This is a genomic window from Acetobacter sp., from assembly GCF_047721705.1.
GTDB lineage: Bacteria > Pseudomonadota > Alphaproteobacteria > Acetobacterales > Acetobacteraceae > Acetobacter.
On sequence record NZ_JBDNXK010000064.1, the window covers coordinates 1 to 18,882 of the forward strand.

At 56.5% G+C, this 18,882-nt stretch carries 17 protein-coding genes; 12 read left to right on the forward strand and 5 right to left on the reverse strand.

What is annotated here, in order from left to right; genetic code table 11:
• The first annotated feature begins 17 nt into the window (after positions 1-17).
• Both rpiA and ABF824_RS11315 read left to right on the forward strand, forming a co-directional pair.
• A complete protein-coding gene (gene rpiA, locus ABF824_RS11310) occupies positions 18-719 on the forward strand; it encodes a ribose-5-phosphate isomerase RpiA (RefSeq protein WP_415489058.1) in 702 nt (233 codons plus the stop codon).
• 14 nt (positions 720-733) lie between these two features.
• Positions 734-1,279, forward strand: a complete 546-nt coding sequence (locus tag ABF824_RS11315; RefSeq protein WP_415489060.1) for a gluconokinase — start codon at positions 734-736, stop codon at positions 1,277-1,279.
• Here ABF824_RS11315 and ABF824_RS11320 read toward each other — a convergent pair.
• Both ABF824_RS11320 and ABF824_RS11325 read right to left on the reverse strand, forming a co-directional pair.
• A complete protein-coding gene (locus tag ABF824_RS11320; protein ID WP_415489062.1) occupies positions 1,276-2,553 on the reverse strand; it encodes an NAD(P)/FAD-dependent oxidoreductase in 1,278 nt (425 codons plus the stop codon). The genes ABF824_RS11315 and ABF824_RS11320 overlap by 4 nt on opposite strands.
• Before the next feature lie 46 nt (positions 2,554-2,599).
• Entirely contained in the window at positions 2,600-3,496 is an 897-nt protein-coding gene (locus ABF824_RS11325) for a LysR substrate-binding domain-containing protein (RefSeq protein ID WP_415489064.1), read from the reverse strand.
• A gap of 161 nt (positions 3,497-3,657) precedes the next feature.
• Between ABF824_RS11325 and ABF824_RS11330 the strand changes: the two genes are divergently transcribed.
• Positions 3,658-4,908: an aromatic ring-hydroxylating dioxygenase subunit alpha gene (locus ABF824_RS11330; RefSeq protein WP_415489066.1), complete on the forward strand. Its 1,251-nt coding sequence runs from the start codon at positions 3,658-3,660 to the stop codon at positions 4,906-4,908.
• Between the two features lie 4 nt (positions 4,909-4,912).
• On the opposite strand, the gene mazG is transcribed toward ABF824_RS11330, so the two are convergent.
• A complete protein-coding gene (gene mazG / locus ABF824_RS11335) occupies positions 4,913-5,755 on the reverse strand; it encodes a nucleoside triphosphate pyrophosphohydrolase (RefSeq protein WP_415489068.1) in 843 nt (280 codons plus the stop codon).
• Between the two features lie 142 nt (positions 5,756-5,897).
• Here mazG and nth point away from each other — a divergent pair, with 142 nt between their 5' ends.
• From nth to ABF824_RS11355, 4 genes are all read left to right on the forward strand, one after another.
• A complete protein-coding gene (nth, locus tag ABF824_RS11340; RefSeq protein WP_415489070.1) occupies positions 5,898-6,647 on the forward strand; it encodes an endonuclease III in 750 nt (249 codons plus the stop codon).
• A gap of 366 nt (positions 6,648-7,013) precedes the next feature.
• Complete coding sequence (locus ABF824_RS11345) at positions 7,014-8,036, forward strand: efflux RND transporter periplasmic adaptor subunit (protein WP_415489072.1); 1,023 nt, start codon at positions 7,014-7,016, stop codon at positions 8,034-8,036.
• Complete coding sequence (locus tag ABF824_RS11350) at positions 8,029-11,151, forward strand: efflux RND transporter permease subunit (protein WP_415489074.1); 3,123 nt, start codon at positions 8,029-8,031, stop codon at positions 11,149-11,151. Before ABF824_RS11345 ends, ABF824_RS11350 begins: the two co-directional genes overlap by 8 nt.
• On the forward strand, positions 11,148-12,659 hold the full coding sequence (locus ABF824_RS11355) for an efflux transporter outer membrane subunit (protein ID WP_415489076.1): 1,512 nt from the start codon (positions 11,148-11,150) through the stop codon (positions 12,657-12,659). The genes ABF824_RS11350 and ABF824_RS11355 overlap by 4 nt, the downstream gene beginning before the upstream one ends.
• A gap of 6 nt (positions 12,660-12,665) precedes the next feature.
• Here ABF824_RS11355 and ABF824_RS11360 read toward each other — a convergent pair whose 3' ends face one another.
• Complete coding sequence (locus ABF824_RS11360; protein ID WP_415489078.1) at positions 12,666-13,508, reverse strand: hypothetical protein; 843 nt, start codon at positions 13,506-13,508, stop codon at positions 12,666-12,668.
• Positions 13,509-13,748: 240 nt separating this feature from the next.
• Here ABF824_RS11360 and ABF824_RS11365 point away from each other — a divergent pair, with 240 nt between their 5' ends.
• From ABF824_RS11365 to hpnR, 5 genes are all read left to right on the forward strand, one after another.
• Positions 13,749-14,720, forward strand: a complete 972-nt coding sequence (locus ABF824_RS11365) for a tetratricopeptide repeat protein (RefSeq protein ID WP_415489080.1) — start codon at positions 13,749-13,751, stop codon at positions 14,718-14,720.
• Between the two features lie 17 nt (positions 14,721-14,737).
• Positions 14,738-15,433, forward strand: coding sequence for an LON peptidase substrate-binding domain-containing protein (locus ABF824_RS11370; protein WP_415489090.1), 696 nt, complete (start codon positions 14,738-14,740; stop codon positions 15,431-15,433).
• A gap of 39 nt (positions 15,434-15,472) precedes the next feature.
• Complete coding sequence (locus tag ABF824_RS11375) at positions 15,473-15,661, forward strand: Trm112 family protein (protein WP_415489082.1); 189 nt, start codon at positions 15,473-15,475, stop codon at positions 15,659-15,661.
• A gap of 101 nt (positions 15,662-15,762) precedes the next feature.
• Positions 15,763-16,047, forward strand: a complete 285-nt coding sequence (locus ABF824_RS11380) for a hypothetical protein (protein ID WP_415489084.1) — start codon at positions 15,763-15,765, stop codon at positions 16,045-16,047.
• Between the two features lie 93 nt (positions 16,048-16,140).
• A complete protein-coding gene (hpnR, locus tag ABF824_RS11385) occupies positions 16,141-17,679 on the forward strand; it encodes a hopanoid C-3 methylase HpnR (protein WP_415489086.1) in 1,539 nt (512 codons plus the stop codon).
• 562 nt (positions 17,680-18,241) lie between these two features.
• On the opposite strand, the gene ABF824_RS11390 is transcribed toward hpnR, so the two are convergent.
• Positions 18,242-18,553: a transposase gene (locus ABF824_RS11390; protein ID WP_415489088.1), complete on the reverse strand. Its 312-nt coding sequence runs from the start codon at positions 18,551-18,553 to the stop codon at positions 18,242-18,244.
• Positions 18,554-18,882: the final 329 nt, after the last annotated feature.

Sequence of the window (18,882 nt, forward strand, 5' to 3'; positions counted from 1 at the left end):
TCCCGAGGGAGAGTGACATGAGCGCAAGCGAATACAAGCGTCAGGCAGCGGAATTTGCGGCCGAAATGGTGACGGACGGTATGGTGGTGGGCCTCGGGACGGGGAGTACGGCCGCGTTTGTGGTGGATGCCTTGGGGCGTCGTCACAAGGAAGGCCTGCGTTTCGTCGCCATTCCCACTTCGGTTGCAACGGAGACACAAGCGAAAGGACTGGGTATCCCGCTGACGACTTTTGCCGATCACGCCACTGTTGATCTGACCATTGATGGCGCTGACGAAATCCAGCGTGGTACGCTCAATCTCATCAAAGGTCTTGGCGGAGCGCTCCTGCGCGAAAAGATCGTGGCGGCGGCGTCTTCACGGCTGGTGATCATTGCGGATGAAAGCAAGCTTGTGGATCATCTTGGCGAAAAGTGCCTGCTTCCGGTTGAAGTCACACCATTTGGCTGGGAAGCGACGGCGCGTCATCTGGAGAAGGTTGGCGCGTCTGCTTCGCCCCGCCGTCTTCGTGATGGTGCGTTTTTTGTCAGCGATGGCGGAAATCTGATTCTCGACTGTCATTTTCATGAGATTTCCAATGCCGCCAAGTTGGAGCAGGATATCCGCTCTATCGTCGGTGTGGTGGAATGCGGTCTGTTTGTCGGACTGGCGGCGGAAGCGGTTGTTGCAGGCCCGCAGGGTGTCTCGCGTCTTACTGTTGGCGGTGTCGCCAGCGTTTAAGGAGAGACGACGGCATGGCGCAGTCTGGTCAGGCTGAGATCCCACCTCGGATTATTGTTGTGATGGGGGTCTCGGCGAGTGGCAAGACAGCGCTCGCCGGGAGACTGCACGCTGCTCTTGGCTGGCCATTTCAGGATGCTGACGATCTTCATCCCCCGTCCAACATCGAAAAGATGGCAGGCGGTACGCCGTTAACAGATGATGATCGTATTCCGTGGCTGGAAATCTGCGGGCAGTGGATCGCCGATCAGGCGCGGGCAGGACGGGGGGGCATTCTCGCCTGTTCCGCTCTGAAGAAACATTATCGCGATATTCTCAGAAAAGCTGATGGTCCCATTACTTTTCTGTTCCTGAGAGTGCCGCGCCCCGAACTTGAACGGCGCATGCATGGGCGTAGAAAACATTTCATGCCCGTTTCTCTTCTCGATAGTCAGCTTGAGACACTTGAAGAGCCATACGAAGAGGATGATGTCCTCGTTGTCGACGCGGTTGGCTCCCCCTTAAATGTCACTGCTCATGTGCTCCGTTTGTTGGAAGAGAATTCCAAACAGCAACGCTAAAGACTGGAAAGTTTATCCAGAAAGCGCCCGCGAAATATCTCTGCAAGCACACCGATTTTCCAGAATGGATGAAACGGGATGGTTTTGATCGGTGTGAAGGGAAACAGCGGTGGAGCATCGTCGGTCAGATAACGCGCGATCTCCCGTCCTGTCAGCGTTGCCAAAGCGACGCCGCGCCCATTATAGCCCAATGTCGCAAGGAGCCCCGGTGCGGGCTGATGCCAGTGCGGGAAATGGTCGAGCGTGATGGCCAGTTGTCCGTTCCATCCATAAGGCCATGTTACGGTATTGCGCAGTGCAGGCCAGAGTTTTTCCGCATACTCTATAAGGAATGGAAACATGGCGGCCCCTTGTGCGGGGTGAGAGAAGGACCGGCCTCCCATAAGCAGTCGGCCTTTGATATCCACCCGATAGTAGGCTGTTATATGCCCCAGTTCGTATAGAACCTCTCCCTGAGATAGGATTGTCGCGCGTAGGTCAGCAGGGAGTTCCGAACTGGCCACAATGCCGCTGAAAACGGGCACGATTGACCGGCTCAACGGCTTGATGAGAGAGCCACTATAACCGTTGGTGGCAACGACAACGTTTTTTGAACGAATGATGCTGCCACTGCGTGTTTCCACATGCCATGTAGCTCCTTTTCGCCCCATGCGTGCGACAGGACTGTTGGAGTATATCTTTGCGCGAGCCTTGGTTGCTGCCTGAGCGAGGCCGAGTGTGAAGGCCAAAGGATCGATCTGGCCTCCACGTGCATCCAGCTGAGCGGCTACGTGTTTCTGTGTGCCGGTACGTGCCTGAATGGCATTCTGATCCAGCCAGCTGACCGGCCAGTTTCGTTTCCGGCATTGGTCTGTCAGGTCTTTCAATGCCTTGATCTGAGAGGCGCTTGTTGCGGCCCGAAGTGTGCCGCCGCGGATGGAATTGCAGTTTATGTCATGTCTTTTTATTAGATCGAAAATAAGGTCTGGGGCGTTCCATGCCAGATCGACCAGTCGTTTTCCCGTCTGTTCACCAAAGTGCTGTTCGACCTCATCGGGAGATAATTTCAGACCGGGATTGATCTGACCGCCATTGCGACCGGAGGCGCCCCAGCCCGGGCCTTTTGCTTCCAGCAGCACCACATGCACTCCGCGTTCTGCAAGATGAAGTGCTGCGGAAATACCTGTCAGGCCTCCACCCACAATCGTCACATCGGTATCTACAATGCGTTCGGCGGCGGCGAAACCACAGGAAGATGACATGTTCTCAGCTTCGTACAGGCTGCCGATTTTCATGGTGTTTCCTCTATTTGCAAGCATCATGGTTTGCTGAGCCGCCTGTTCACAGGGTTTCCGCCAGCCATCCCGCTATGAGGCGACTGGTTGCATTCTGTTTTGTGCGATGGGGAAGGACGACATTGTAAGAGCTTGTCGACTCAATGGCGATATCGCCTAATTGAACGAGGGACCGCTGTTTGAGCAGGTCCGCGATCAGAATATTCCAGCCTAAAACCACTCCCTGGCCCATTTTCGCGGCTTCCAGCGCATCGGTATAATGATTGAAACGCAGGGTGGGGGAAGGAACACGCACGGCGATATCCGCCTGAGCAAACCATTGGCTCCATGAATACCACGAGCGGTCGGAGACCTCATTTTCGATCAGTTCTCGCGGAGCCTGCAGGAAGGTTTCGGGCTCATGGAATGTTTGAGACAATGTCGGTGAACACACAGGGAAAATGAGATCTGATCGGGATGAGACGACTTCGGCATCCTCGAAAGGCGGTATGCCGAAGCGCACGGCGAGATCGACCTCTCCCGCATTGAGATTGAACCGTGCGTCCTGCGACACGACCCGCACCTGTATGAAGGGAAATTGCTGTCGAAGAACACTCAGTCGTGGCAGCAGCCAGAGAGAAGCGAAGGAAAGGCTTGCACCTAGCGTGACAGTTTCTGTCTTTGCAAAAGATTGAGCCTGTTCAACGCTTTGTCGGATTGCAGCGAAGCTGCTGGCAAGGGATGTGACCAGCGTTGCACAGACAGGCGTTGGCTCAATGGAGCGGTGTCGGCGGATGAAGAGTTGCGTTCCGAGTTGCGCCTCAACAGCAGCGATCTGGTGACTTACGGCGGCCTGTGTGACGCCGAGTTCTTTTGCTGCGAGTGTGACACTGCGATGGCGTGCGGTCGCTTCCAGCATGATCAGGGCGTTGAAGGAGGGAATGGACTTTTTCAGACTCTCCAACAGGCTTCTCCATGAGATGCTTTGGCGCATATGGAAGTCTGTCCATATGTTGTTTCTCTTGCATAACATTTTCTCATGCGAGAGCGAAATTTTTTTCCCGTTGAAGAGCGGCCCTGAACAGGAGATCATTCCTGAAATGAAACGACAGGATGGAGGCCTCCATGGCTCCCGTTTGCAAGACAATTTCAGAACTGCTGGACGAGCGCCGACCGGGCCATTCACTGCCGTCCGGTCTCTATACGCGTCGCGATGTCTTTGATGCTGACATGGACGTTTTTTTCGGCCGTCACTGGATCAATATCGGTCTGGAATGTGATGTGCCGGAAGCCGGAGATGCGCTGGCGATCGAGGTGGGGCTGTCCAGCCTGATTCTTCTTCGCGATGACGATGACAGGATCAGGGTGTTTCATAACGTATGCCGCCATCGCGGGGCGAGAATACTTGATCCCGGGCCGACCATGGTCGCCAAGCTCGTCTGCCCTTATCATCAATGGACCTACGAACTGTCCGGCGAGCTGCTTCACGCGCCCCATATGGGTGTTGATTTCGATAAATCATGCAGTGGGCTGAAGCCGATCAATTTCGTCTCTGTCGGCGGCCTGATCTACGTCTGTCTTTCCGACACGCCGCCTGCGGATATTTCCGATCTGGTTGAAACCATGGAGGCGCGTCTGGCGCCCTATGACATTCGGAATGCAAAAGTTGCCCGACAGGTTGATGTCATTGAGGAAGGCAACTGGAAGCTGACGATTGAAAACAATCGGGAATGTTACCACTGCTCCGCCAATCATCCGGAACTTTGCGTGTCCTTTATCGATCTGGATTTCGGCTATGACCCTGCCGAACTGGCCGAAGAAGACAGGGAGATGGCTGTCGCCCACCAGACGCTCTATCGTGAGAAAACGGCGGAGTGGGAAGGGGCGGGCTACCAGTCTGCGGCGGTCGAGCATGTGCGGGATTGCGACACCAACTTCCGCACGCAGCGCCTTATCATTGCGGGTGCAGGAGAATCGCAGACACCTGATGCGACGGCGGCCAGTGATCGTCTGTTAGGGTCCATGACCCGCAAGGATCTGGGCGACACACATCTCTGGGGGCATAACTGCTGGAATCACTTCATGGGGGATCATGCTGTCACGGCGATCGTTATCCCTCTGGGGCCGGACAGAACGCTGGTTCGCACCAAATGGCTCGTTCACAAGGATGCCGTGGAAGGTGTGGATTATGATCTCGAAAAGCTGACAAGCGTGTGGATCGCTACGACAGATCAGGATGCCGATCTGGTTGCGCGTTCACAGGCCGGTGTTTCGGACCCGGCCTATGTGCCGGGGCCCTATTCAAAATTCACTGAGCAGCAACTGGACTATTTCGCAACATGGTATGTGCGGCAGATGAAGGCTCACGGATACTGAGCTCTCAGCCTTTTTCCTTTGCCTTGACCTCGCGCCAGACGTCATCGAGTTGTTCGACCGTGCAGTCCGATGGCGTGCGGCCGGTGGCGGCAAGCGTGTCTTCCAGTGCTTCAAAGCGGCGGGTGAATTTGGCGTTCGCCTGTCGCAGGCATGCTTCGGGGTCAAGTTTCAGGCGCCTTGCAAGGGAAGAAACTGCAAACAGCAGATCGCCGATCTCGTCCTGTAGCGCTTCCTGATTGCCGGAGGCGATCTCGGCCTCCACCTCGGCAATTTCCTCATGCACCTTGGCGACCACGCCTGAGACTTCCGGCCAGTCGAAACCAACGCGGGCGGCCCGGGACGCCAGCTTGCTGGCTCGCAGAAGGGCGGGAAGGGCAAGCGGGATCCCGGCAAGCGTGCCATGTTCCGAGCGGGCCTGACGCTCGGTTTCCTTCGTCATTTCCCATTGCGCCGTCAGGGCGTTGCTGTCGCCGCGGATGTCCTGAGCATCTCCAAACACATGCGGATGGCGACGCTCCATCTTATCGCAGATGCGGCGTGCGACTTCCGCGAAGTCAAAGCGATCATTCTCTTCCGCCATGCGTGACTGGAAAACCACCTGCAAGAGAAGGTCTCCCAGTTCATCCGCGACCTCGCTCCACGACTGCCGCTCAATGGCATCAGCGACTTCATAGGCTTCTTCAATGGCATAAGGCGCGATGGTGGCAGGAGTTTGCTGGATGTCCCACGAGCAGCCTGTTTCCGGATTGCGCAACTGTTCCATGATTCGCAGCAGACGCTCCAGTTCATGGCCGCCGTCAGCCTGCGTCGTGGTCATGAATGCGTCGGAAGGGAAGGATTTGCTCATGCTGCTGTCCACCAGAAAAAAGAACAAAAAGCGTCAGGGTGGCGCTCCGGGGTAAGATTAGGAAACCATATATGAACGCGACCTGAACAGACAGGTCGGGGGCTGTTTTGACGTCCATGCAGCCATGAGAGACAATTGTGGCATGGTGACCCGTTCCAGCAAAAAAGTAGATTCGTCGAAATTGAGTGCCGAGGCAGACTGTCTGCCCAACGGCACCGCCATTGCGCGGCGAGACATGACGAAACCCGAGATCAGGCGTTTTCTTGCCGATCTTGCAAAAACATGGCCCGATGCAGAGACCGAGCTGGTCTTCAGCACGCCCTATCAGCTGCTGGTCGCCACTGCGCTTGCGGCGCAGGCAACCGACAGTTCCGTCAACCGCGTGACCCCGGCGCTGTTTGCTCTGGCACCGGGTCCGGCGGAGATGGTGGCATTGGGAGAAGAGGCTGTGGGCGAGCATATCCGCACCATCGGTCTCTGGCGGAACAAGGCGAAGAATATTGTCGCCATGTCACGTCAGTTGGTCGAACAGTACGGTGGAGAAGTGCCGACTACACGGGAAGCGTTGGAAGAATTGCCGGGGGTTGGCCGCAAGACGGCGAATGTCATCCTGAACGTGGCATATGGGCTGCCCGCGATGCCGGTGGACACGCACTGCTATAGGCTGGCGAACCGGACCGGCCTTGCACGTGGCAAGACGGTGCTGGATGTGGAGAGAGGACTGGAGGAGAGGATCCCGCGCGAACTGCTGCGGGACTCGCATCACTGGCTGATTCTTCAGGGGCGTTATGTCTGCAAGGCGCGCCGTCCGGAATGCTGGCGTTGCGCGGCGGTGCAGGATTGTCTGTATCCCGACAAGGAGCTTGTTGCTCCCAAGCGGGCCAAGGCTTAAAAAAGGCGCATATTCTGTGGGATCGGGGCTTTCCTGCCGAAAGAAAACCGCAATTTTCGTGAAGAGTTCACATAAGCGGGAAAGTAATCCGGTATACTGTTGCGCAATGTTTTGTCATGATCTAGTTGCACTGCATGTATCGCATGGACGCATGGTCTCTCTCGGCGCGTGAGTGTCGACAGAGAGGCTTTCGCGCGTCGGCACCGCAACGGCTTCTGTTGAAAAGGTAAGAACTTGGAGTCTTTGAGGCTGAAGCTTGCTGAATCGCTTCTGCGTTCGAAGCGACATGGTCAGACAATTGGAAACAGAGCCAGCATAACAATTGTATCGCTATTAACGGCGACGTTGTCGGCTCATGCGGCGGCCGTGCCTGATGTTCGGCATGATCCAGATGGTGATATCATTGTCAGAGAAGGCTCGCCGGTCGACAAGCGCCTTACCGTTGAGGCCGTGACGTTTAACAGATGGAACCGCGGAACAGGTGCTCCCGGCGTCATCGTTGCGGAGCCCTCCCGGAATGTCACCGTTTTTTCCCCGGCCACGGGACGGGTGCTGGATGTGGCCGTGCGTGCTGGCGAGCATGTGGAGGCCGGAGACGAGATCGCACATATCGTCTCGGCCGATGCCGCGCAGGCCTCCGCGGATGAAATGAAGGCGCAGGCCGCACTGGATCTCGCCAAAAAAACGCTGAAGCGCGCGCAGGCAGTTCTTGCCGCGGGGGGCGATGCGGTGCGGGATGTGGAAAGCGCACGCGCAGCCTATGAGCAGGCGCAGGCCGAGGAAAAACGGACGCAGAAACAGATCGACGCCCTTTCCACCGTCGAGGGGGCTGATGGAGTCATCACGCTGCGCTCCCCCATCGAAGGGGATGTGGGCAGCGTCAACACGACTGCCGGTATGAATGTTGTCGATCTCACGCAGCCATTGGCCGTGGTGACGAACATCGCTGAAGTCTGGGCCGTGGCGAGCGTGCCTGAGCGCGACACGCGCAATGTGGAACTGGGGCAGGCGATCAACCTGACGCTTCCCGCATTCCCCAATCAGGTTTTCCATTCCACGGTGTCCGGTATCGAACCGATCATGCAGGCGGATACGCAGGTGCTGATGGTGCGGGCGATTTTGCCCAATCTCGATCGCAAGTTACATCCGAACATGTATGCCAACATGGTGGTGGAGGCGCCCCAGCCATCGACCATTGCCGTGCCACAATCCGCGCTGGTGATGAACAATGACAGTGTGACAGTCTTTGTCGAGGTCCGTCCGCATGTCTATCGGCGCCGTGCCGTGAAGGTGATTTATGACGACGGGCCGCTTTGTCGGGTGACGGAAGGACTTTCGCCACAGGACCATGTCGTAACGACGGGCGCGGTGCTGCTGAACGATGGTTAGTGCCATTATCGCAGGGTGCCTGCGCCAGCGTAAGCTCGTTTTTCTCGGTGCCCTGCTGCTTGCCCTTGCTGGTCTGTTCGCATGGCGCAACATCGCAATCGAAGCCTATCCGGATCTGAACGCCGTCACGGTGCAGGTCACCACGCAGGTGCCCGGCCTCGCTGCGGAAGAGATCGAACAGCAGATTACCGTTCCGCTGGAGCGACAGCTTGCCAGTACGCCCGGCATTGTGGACTCCCGATCCAGCAGCACGTTTGGCCTCTCGCTGATCACGCTGATCTTCAAGGACGGAACGGATATCTATTTTGCGCGTCAGCGGGTGACGGAGCAACTAGCCCAGGTCACCTTGCCATACGGCGCGGCTCCGGGGCTTGGACCTGTCACCGGGCCTTCAGGCGAAATCTACCGCTATACGCTGGAATCCGATCGCGCCAACCTGATGCAGCTATCCGACATCCAGCGCTGGATTGTCATGCCCGCGCTGCAACAGATTCCGGGTGTGGCGGCGGTCAATAATTTCGGCGGATTCACCAAGGAATATCAGCTCGTTCTCACACCGGGCGCGCTTCAGCGTTACGGCATCGGCCTGAACGATGTCATCACCGCGATGCAGAACAACAATGCCAATGCGGGTGGTGGACGGGTCACGCGGGGCGAGCAGTCTTACGTAGTGCGCGGCTCGGGGCTTGTGCGCACACTGGAAGACATGGGGCAGATCGCTGTCTCCCAGCATCATGGCGTTCCGATCCTGCTGAATGATCTCGGGCGGCTCCAGATGGGGCATCAGGTTCGTGAGGGCATTCTGGGCAAGGACGCCAGCCCGGATGCGGTCGAAGGGATCGTAACGATGCTCACGGGGCAGAATGCCTCTCTCGTGCTGGCGCATCTGCATGACACCGTGAAGCAGCTTCAGAAACAGCTTGATCCGATGGGCGTGCGGATCGTGCCCTATATCGACCGTGACACGCTGGTGAACGCCACGACCGAAAAGGTCATGGATACCGTGTTCAAGGGCGTACTGCTGGTCATCGTCGTGCTGCTGGTGTTTCTGGGGAGTCCACGCAGCGCGCTTGTGGCGGCGGTGACGATTCCGCTGGCACTGGCGATGGTGTTTGTCCTCATGGATCTTCTGGGGATGCCGGCGAACCTCTTCTCGCTGGGCGCCATCGATTTCGGCGTGGTTGTTGATGGCGCCATTGTGGTGACGGAATCCATCCTGCGTATTCGCGAAGAGCGGCCGCAGAAGATGATCGAGATGAAGGATATTCTCGGCGTTACCAATCATATTGGCCGCTCGATCCTGTTTTCCACGCTCATCATCATCGTGGCCTACAGCCCGTTGTTCGCCTTCGAAGGGGCGGAGGGCAAGCTGTTCCGGCCCATGGCCTTCACGGTCAGCTTCGCGTTGTTCGGCGCGCTACTGAGCGCAACGATGCTGACGCCGGCGTTGGCGTGGCTGGCCATGCGCAAGCCACACCGGCTGTTTCACAACAAGCCGCTCGAATGGCTGCATCGCCAGTATCTCCACTGGCTGGGCCACATCGTGGACCGTCCGTTTATCGCTTACATGGGTGGCGCGGTTGCCTTTGCGCTCGTCATCGTGCTGGGCCTGAGCACAGGGCGCGAATTTCTACCGGAACTTGATGAAGGGGCGTTGTGGCTTCAGGTGGGGCTGCCGTCAGGCATTTCTCTGGACAAGGCCAGCGCGATGGCAGGCGAAGTCCGCAATGTGGTGCGCACTTTTCCTGAAGTATCCTACGCGATCACCCAGTTGGGTCGGAATGATTCCGGCACTGATCCGTGGACACCTTCGCACATTGAAATGCCGGTCGGTCTGAAGCCCTATGACACATGGCCCAAGGGTGAAAGCAAGGCGCAGTTCGAAGCCAAGCTGCGTGAGCGCCTGCGTCAGGTTCCCGGCATCAGTTTCGATATCAGCCAGCCGATCGAAGACGGCATGAACGATCTCGTCGGGGGTGCGCATTCTCCGCTGGTGCTGCGCGTCTATGGCGACAATTTCCGCGAACTGCGTCGTATCGGTGACGAGATCGTGCGGGTTCTGCGCACTGTACCGGGTACACAGGATGCGTCCATCTTTCAGGGACCGGAAATTCCCGAACTGTCCGTGTCCGTCGATCGTGAGGCCATGGGCCGGTATGGCGTGACCGTTTCCGACGTCATGGCCGTGGTGCAGAATGGCATTGGCGATGCACCCGTGACGCAGGTCTATGTGGGCGACCGCACCTACAACATGACTGTGCGGTTTCAGCCGGAGGAGGCATCAAATCTCCAGAAACTGAGCCATCTGCCCCTGACGGGCACATCTGGCGATCATATTCCGTTAGAGGCGGTGGCGCACATTCGTCTGGAGACGGGCGAAAGCAATATCTCGCACGAATATAACCGACGCCAGATCACCATTCGCGTCAATAACGGCGACCGGCCCCTGTCGCAGTATCTGACCGATGCGCAGACCCGCATCGACCGCCAAGTGCATTTCGATGCCTCGAAATACCGGCTGGAATGGGCGGGTACGTTCCAGCAGCAGCAGCGGGCGCAGAAGCGCCTCGGTGTTGCGCTGGCCATCATGTTCGGCGTGATGCTGCTGTTGCTGTTCGGTGAATTCCGGGTGTTCCGTCAGGCCATTCTGGTGCTGGGCGTGGTGCCGCTGGCGACGCTTGGTGGCCTGATCGCGTTGCATGTTCGTGGCGAGACGCTGAACGTGGCGACGGTGGTGGGCTTTATCGCGCTGTTCGGTGTGGCGATTCAGAATGGCATCATCATGATCTCGAACATCAATCGTCTGCGTTCAGAAGGAAATTCACTGCGTGACGCGGTGCTGGAAGGAGCGGGTGAGCGTTTCCGTCCAGTACTGATGACGGCGACGGTGGCCTCCGTCGGAATGCTCCCCGCCGCCATCGCCACGGGCATTGGCACGGATGTGCAACGTGGGCTCGCCACAGTCGTGGTCGGTGGTCTCGGTATCGCCACCCTCCTGACGCTTTTCATTCTGCCAACCTACTATGCCGAGCTCGAAGCAGCTGTTGATCGTCGCAGACGCAGGAACGAGGAGCGCGAGCACGCATCAGGCGACGAAATGGATCGCAACCGATGATGAGAAAGCTGCTCTTCACAACATGCGCGGTTCTGCTCGCGGGGTGCGCGGTTGGTCCCAATTTCCATCGACCCACAGCACCGCAAACCTCTTATCTGCGTGGCGGCCTGCCTGCCGATAGCGGCGGTGCGCCGAAGGCATCCGCGACTGATACGGCTCAGAATGGGGATCAGCAGTTTCGTGTGGGGGCGAATATTCCAGCGGAATGGTGGCACCTGTTCCATTATCCGGAACTGGACCAGCTTCTGAAGCGGGTGCTGGAGCGTAACCAGACGCTGGAAGCGGCCAAGCAGTCATTATATGCCGCACAGCAGGACAAGCTGGCATCGGAAAGTGCGCTTTATCCGTCTGTCAGTGGCTATTTTAATCCGGCACGTTTCAAGACTTCCCGCGCTTATTCCAATGTGCCGATGGCCAATTCATGGCTTTACAACATGCACACGGCGCAGCTGAACATTTCCTATTCACCCGATATCTGGGGTGGGGTGCGGCGGCAGGTGGAGGCTGCGGCGCAGGAGCGGGAAGCGCAGAAATATCAGATGGAAGCGATATGGCTGACACTCACCAGCTCGGCGGTGGATGCAGCGGTTTCCTATGCCATGGTGCGCGATGAAATCCGGACGACCGAGACGCTGATCGGTGAGCAGGAAGAGGTGCTGAAATCCACTCAGTTCCAGAACCAGCTCGGTTATCTTTCCATGGCGGACGTGGCGCAGCAGCAGACTCTGCTGGCCCAGACGCGGGCGACGCTGCCCCCGCTGCGTCAGACATTGGTGACGCTCCATAACGAAATCGCGGCGCTGGCGAACGACATGCCCGATACGCCCACCCCGGAATTCGAACTGGATCGTTTTCAGCTGCCGGCGGAATTGCCACTCAGCCTGTCTGTCCAGCTTATCAACCAGCGCCCGGATATTCGCACGGCGGAGGCCTATTATCACGAGGCCTGCGCGCATGTGGGTGTCGCTATCGCGAACCGTCTGCCCAATGTGCAGCTTGGGTTTTCACCGGGTTTTGCCGCAGCGAGTATCGCGCAGATGGCGGCGCCGGGCTACGGCCAGTGGGAACTGGCGGCAATGCTGACGCAGCCGTTGTTCGATGGCTTCGAGCTTCAGCACAAGGAAACCGCTGCGCGTCGGCAATATGATGAAGCGGCGGCCCAGTATCGGGCGACGATCACCACGGCCATCGAGGATGTTGCGAACAGCCTGAGTGCGATCCGCAATGACGCGGATACGCTGAAACTGACGGATGACGCAGCGCAGGCCGCGACGCGCAGCGCGAATATCGCCCATATGCAGCTCCGTCTGGGGGATTCCAGCCGGGTGATGATGCTCAACGCGCAGCAGGCGGCCTTACAGGCACAACTGGCGCTTGTGCAGGCGCGGGCCGCGCGTCTTTCCGATACGATCGGACTGTTTCAGTCCCTTGGCGGAGGATGGTGGAACCGCACGGACGACCCTGCCAACAAGAGCCGCGCGGGTGGAAAAGGACAGAAGAAAGCGTAAGCACCTTCAGTGCGTGTGGCTCCTGTCTGACCCGCTGCGGGGAAAGGAGAGCGCACGCCAGACAATGCTCCATACGAACATGTCACCCGCACCGATCAATCCACACATCGCCACATTGAAGAGATCCCGCTTTCCGGGCGCGATCAGGCCCGAAAAAACAGCGGGATTGAGTGCGTAGAGAAATGTCAGAACAAGTGTGCTCAGCACCGCGCCCGTAGCGAAAACGAGGGTGATGCGACTGCGCAGAGTATATTCCTCCAGCAGTTCAGGTGCATCATTTCCCAGCATTTTGCTGAAGGGAAGCCATGCGCCGAGCATGGCGCTGATCATTCCGAATATCCACACCCGAAAAGCGTGCTGGCTCATGAATGTTCCTGGCAGGAGAGGAAGCGGTTGTGGATTCCAGAAGGAGGTAATCGTAAATTCCATTGCTGCGATGCCGAGCAGAACGAGAAGGGCCTGTAACCAGATGCCGACGGCCTTGCGATAGACAAATCCGGAATTGACGAAAGGATTGACCAGCCGAAGCTGCTGGAGAGACCAGATCGTGTCGTTCAGACGGGTAACGGTTCCCGTCAGAAACCGGCGACGTATTTTCCAGAAACGTCGGTTTTCCATATTGGTAATCAGTACGGCTATTTCCTGCTCGATTTTCCACAGGATAAGACGTTTCGTAGCGATATCTTCCATGCACAGAAGTTCATTCAGGCGCAGCTTCAGCAGGGCTGCTTCATCCGGTTTCTTTTCGAGCAGACTGCGCGTGTAGCAGGCGATCAGAATATCCGGCCTGTTCTGTTCCAGAGCGACGGGGAGGGAAGGGAGTGAGGGAATATTCGTTGCACCTGTCATCTCTCATCTCTCGAAAGGCTGTTATGCTGCTCCCTTGACCAGCAAAGGCATGAACACCAGTTAAGCAATTAGCCTGATGATGTGGCGGCCTTGAGGCGGTCCGCATCAATGGCAGTGGAAAGCGGATTGAACGGTGCATTAAGGGTGGAGCGGGTTTCTGTTTCGGCCTGTGTGCGCTAGACCTGTGATGTGATGGCCCGCATGATGTGCCGTGGCATCGCCAGCGAAGCAGGATTGTAGATGACGGACTATATAATTGGTCAGAACCGCCCGGCTCACCCAGGGCAGGCAGGCGGTGCGTCTCCGGCGCCAGCAGGTGGCGACATCATCATGGATGGCACTGAAGCCAATTTCATGCAGCTGGTGCTGGAAGCCAGTCGCAATGTCCCTGTTCTGGTCGATTTCTGGGCTGACTGGTGCGGCCCCTGCAAACAGCTGACGCCGGTTATCGAGCGTGTGGTAACGGCTGCCAAAGGCCGTGTCAGACTGGTGAAAGTCGATATCGAGGCGAATCGTTCGCTTGCCGCCCAGTTGACACGTCTTGGCCTCCCGCTTCAGTCAATCCCGTTGGTGGCGGCCTTCTGGAAAGGGCAGATACTCGATCTGTTTCAGGGGGCTCTGCCGGAAAGTCAGGTCAAGCAGTTTGTCGAAGCCGTGCTCAAGGCATCTGGCGGTGGCACATTGCCCACCGCTGATCTGCTGAATGAAGCACGCGTGGCCATGGAAATGCAGCATTACGCGAAGGCTGCGGAACTGTTTTCCTCCGTGCTGGAAGATGAGCCGGAAAATCCGACGGCGTGGGGCGGTCTGGTCCGCGCGATGCTCGATCTTGACGATGAGGAAGCCGCCGCAGCCGCACTGGCGGATGTGCCTGAGAAACTCAGGTCAAACCCGGAAGTCGAAGGAGCCGCCGCAGCGCTGGAACTCAAACGGGAAGGTCGGCGCGTAGCGGGAGAGGCAACGGAACTGCGCAAGCGGATCGAAGCCAACCCGGATGATTTCGAGGCACGGATGGCGCTTGCCAACGCACTCAATGTGGCCGGACACCGTGAAGAGGCCGCCGCGCAGCTTCTCACAATCATCAAGGCGGACCGTGAGTGGAATGACGGCGCCGCCCGACAGTTGCTGTTCAAGTTTTTCGAGGCGTGGGGTCATACGGACCCGGCGACACTGACTGCGCGTCGTCGTCTGTCATCAATGCTGTTTTCCTGAGGAGGCTGGGGCTGGGTATCGCCGCGCATCTTTTCGATGATGACGAGCCGCGTATCATCCCCCGTCTAGGGGAGATCACGCTGGCCGATATTCCTGCGGAAATCGGACTTTTTCCGTTGCTGGGCACATTGCTGCTGCCGCGGGGAAAGCTGCCGCTGAATGTGTTCGAGCCCCGTTACATCGCCCTGATGGAAGATGCGCTGGCGAGCCAGCGTCTGATCGGGATCATTCAGCCATTTTCCGAACTGGATGATGAGGACGATGAGCCACCTCTTTTTGATGTGGGCTGCATTGGTCGCATTACTTCCTTTACCGAGCGTGCTGATGGCACCTTTGCGGTGACGCTGACGGGAATATGCCGTTTTCGCTATCTTCGTGAGAGTGGAGAGCATCGCGGCTATCGGCGGGCCCGGATTGATACATCAGCTTACGCCGGCGATTTCGATGAGATCCCTTCTGCGCCTTTTGATCGGCAGCAGCTGCTGACATCTCTGAAGGAATATTTTCATGTGCGCGGAATGGGAATGCGCTGGGAAGTGATCGATCAGATGGCAGATGACGCATTGCTGGTGGCGTTGCCGATGATCTGTCCTTTTCCTTCTTCCGAAAAACAGGCATTGCTTGAAGCTGATACATTGACCGAGCGCGCGCGGGTTCTGCAATCGCTTCTGGATCTTGCCGGTCCGGATGATGATATGCCTCGGCCCACCTGATAGTTTGACCTGCATTTTGCCGGATTCTGGAGATTTCCTATGACCAGCCCTGAAACATCAGCACCACTTGACCCCCGTTTGCTGGCGATCCTCGTCTGTCCGGTGACGAAAGGGCCATTGGTGTATGACAGAGCGGCATCGGAACTGATCAGTGAGCGCGCCGGTCTGGCTTTCCCGGTTCGCGACGGTATCCCGGTGATGCTTCCGGAAGAAGCGCGTCGTCTCTGAGGCACGGAGTTTAGTGCAGGACATGTGATGTGCCTTGCCTGACCAAAACCGCCCGGCGCGGAATGTGGCTCGGAACGGCGTTGTTTCTTGTTTCCTGCAGAATGTCAGGGACGGATCCGCGCGCTGGCGACAATATTGATGTGCCATCTGAGCGCCCGGGCCGGAATATCGCGGAAGCTGCGGAAGCAGAGCAGCGTCGGGAACGAGAGGCCGATTATAGTCGGCCTGCGGCGGGGCAGGGCCGTGGCGACCATTATGAGCCGGCTCCTTATGCCGGGACTTCTCTTCCCAAACCGGGCACTTCCAATGTCACGCCGGATACGGAGGTTACGTATGGGAAGCACGATGAGGGGAAACAGCAAAGCGCAACGCCCCGGAATGAATAGGAGCTATTTCTCATTAGCGCGGGACATATTCGCGTATAAGACTAACATAATGTTTCTATGATACTGTAAAATGTTACAATTGGAGGACCTACGATGAAACTTCTGGCTGTGCATCCGAGTGCGTTGATGTACACCAGAGTGTTCCTGAGATTGGAGCCTCTCGGACTGGAACTCGTTGCGGGCGCTGCCCGGGACGCTGGACATGACGTGCAGATCATCGACCTTCAGGTGGAGACGCACAAGGATTACTGGGAACGAGTAGAAGAATTTCGGCCTGATGCCATCTGTTTCGGTGGTAATTATCTCGCCAATATTCCAGAAATCGTTGATCTTTGTAAAGAAACCAAGGATCGGTTTCCTGACTGTTTTACCATCGTCGGTGGTCACTCTGTTTCATTTATCGCAAAAGACGTGTTGAGCCTGTCGGAAGGCGCGATTGACTGCGTGCTTCGTGGTGAAGGCGAGCCGAGTATTGGTCCTGTTCTTGAGGCATGGGAAAAAGGGGATATTTCTCAGATTCCTGGTGTCGTTACCATGGAATTTGAAGGGCCGCCTCCGACCTTCGTGAAAAGTCTTGATGTGGTGCGCCCGGCACGAGACCTTCTGCGGCACCGGAACAAGTATTTTATTGGCACGCTTGATCCGGCGGCTTCGATCGAGTTTGCGCGTGGCTGTCCTTGGGACTGTACTTTCTGTAGCGCATGGACTTTCTATGGCCGTTCCTACCGCACTGCCAGTCCAGAGGTGATTGCGGATGAACTTGAGGCGATCAAGGAGCCGGGCGTCTTCATTGTCGATGACGTGGCTTTTGTCCATGCGAAACACGGCCTGGCAATCGCCAAGGAAATTCGCAAGCGCGGGATCAAGAAAGAATATTACCTTGAAACACGCGCTGATGTTCTTTTGCGGAACAAGGAAGTGTTTAAGGAATGGAGCGAGATTGGTCTGAGCTACATCTTCATCGGGCTGGAAGCTGTTGATGAAGAGGGGCTGAAGCGCTTCCGTAAGCGCGTCTCGCTGGATAGCAATTTTGAAGCGCTTGAATATGCGCGATCCCTTGGGCTGATCGTGGCAATCAATCTGATTGCTGATCCCTCTTGGACGAAGGAGCGCTTCGAGACTGTCCGTCAGTGGTGTCTGGAAATTCCGGACATCGTGAATATCTCCGTGACGACGCCGTATCCCGGAACAGAAATCTGGCACAAGGAAGCGCGTCGTCTGACGACACGGGATTATCGTCTGTTCGACATTCAGCATGCTGTGCTGCCGACAACGCTTTCGCTTCCAGAGTTCTATGAAGAGCTTGTGAAAACGCAGCAGGTTCTCAACACAAAGCATATGGGTTGGGCTGCCCTGAAGGACACGGTTGGCATTGCTGCCCGGCTGTTGAGCAAGGGACAAACCAACTTCGTCAAAATGCTCTGGAAATTTAATTCCGTCTTCAATCCCAAGTTGCAGCTGGCAGATCATATGCGTCGCCCTCGCTATGAAATGCCGATCCAGCCTGATGTGGTTGATAAGATCAATGTGAAGGAACTGTACGTTCACGGACCAGCCGGTAGAAAATCGCGCACTCTGGATGATGCTACTGAGAAATTTGTCGATGAAACACGCATGGGGACCGAAGTCTGATTCGGTTCATATTGCGTGCGGCCTAATGAAGGGGACGTCTTTTCCGGGTTGGAAGACGTCCCTTTCATTTTTTGGGGAGTGAAGCACGCGGAAGATAAGGATTTTATCAGTATTCGAGAAAATAATTATTTGGCGTAAGTTTTCTTGTTGTTAGGATCAGGGTTCATTCCGTGCGATAGGATATGAACTTGGGAGCGCAGCGGCCATATCCGGAGGCAACACGTCGCCAGTTTTTTCGCTTTGCGAATATGTTTTCGATCAGATGGCACTTTTTATACGGATACCAGTTGTGAGCTTGCTTTGATTCCCGTTTCTTTTTCGGTGGGATGCAGGCTGCGATATTGCGTTCTGCAGGCGAGAATGTGATCCATAGCCTTTGCTCCCGATGACTTCTTCTATCTTGACCGGTAAATGGGTCATAAGAATATCAGCGCCGCTGAAATTGCGGACCTGACTGGCAGTCAGATGCAGACGGACCGGCTGACCTTGCCCCTCGCATACGGCATGCAGTTTTGAGCTTAGTCCGCCTTTAGTGCGTCTGATATGGCGAGGAAAAGCCTTTTTAAGTGGTGAGGCTGCTGTCTGGTGAGCCCTTGAGGTGGATTGTGTCAAGCATCAGGTGCTTCGACCGTCCTGACTGTTCAGTCAAGGTAGTGACAATCCAATCGAAAACACCCAGGCAGTTCCAGTGGATGAAACGATTGTATGAAGTCGTGTGCGGCCGTAAACTTTCAGCGCATTTCCACGAAAGTCCGTTGCGGATCACATATACGATCCCACTTAGGACATGGCGGTCATCCTGCTGGAAATTCCATGAGCCAGAGGAAAATACGGTGCAATCCTCTTCATCGGGCTTTCGGACAGAAAAGGCCACAACTCACAAATACATTCTCTCGAATGCGTATGAAACACAACTCACTTCAAAAAATTAATAGAGCCCGATCCTAGGATCACCTGAATGCTGAGGTCGGCGGAAACGTGGTTTGATCAGGAAAAGTCAGCCGTTCGTATTGACAGCGGTTGACCCCTTACGATCAATGATTTCGCTGGCGGTATCATAATTTCGTTTTTTTGCATGAGGCTTTCCATCGTGTCCTCCGAATTTTGGATTGCGCGCTAGATCTCTTAAAAACCCTTCAGACCACATTTCTAAAAAATCTTTTATGTGGCAGGAATTATATTTTCTTCCTCAATGGATAAGGT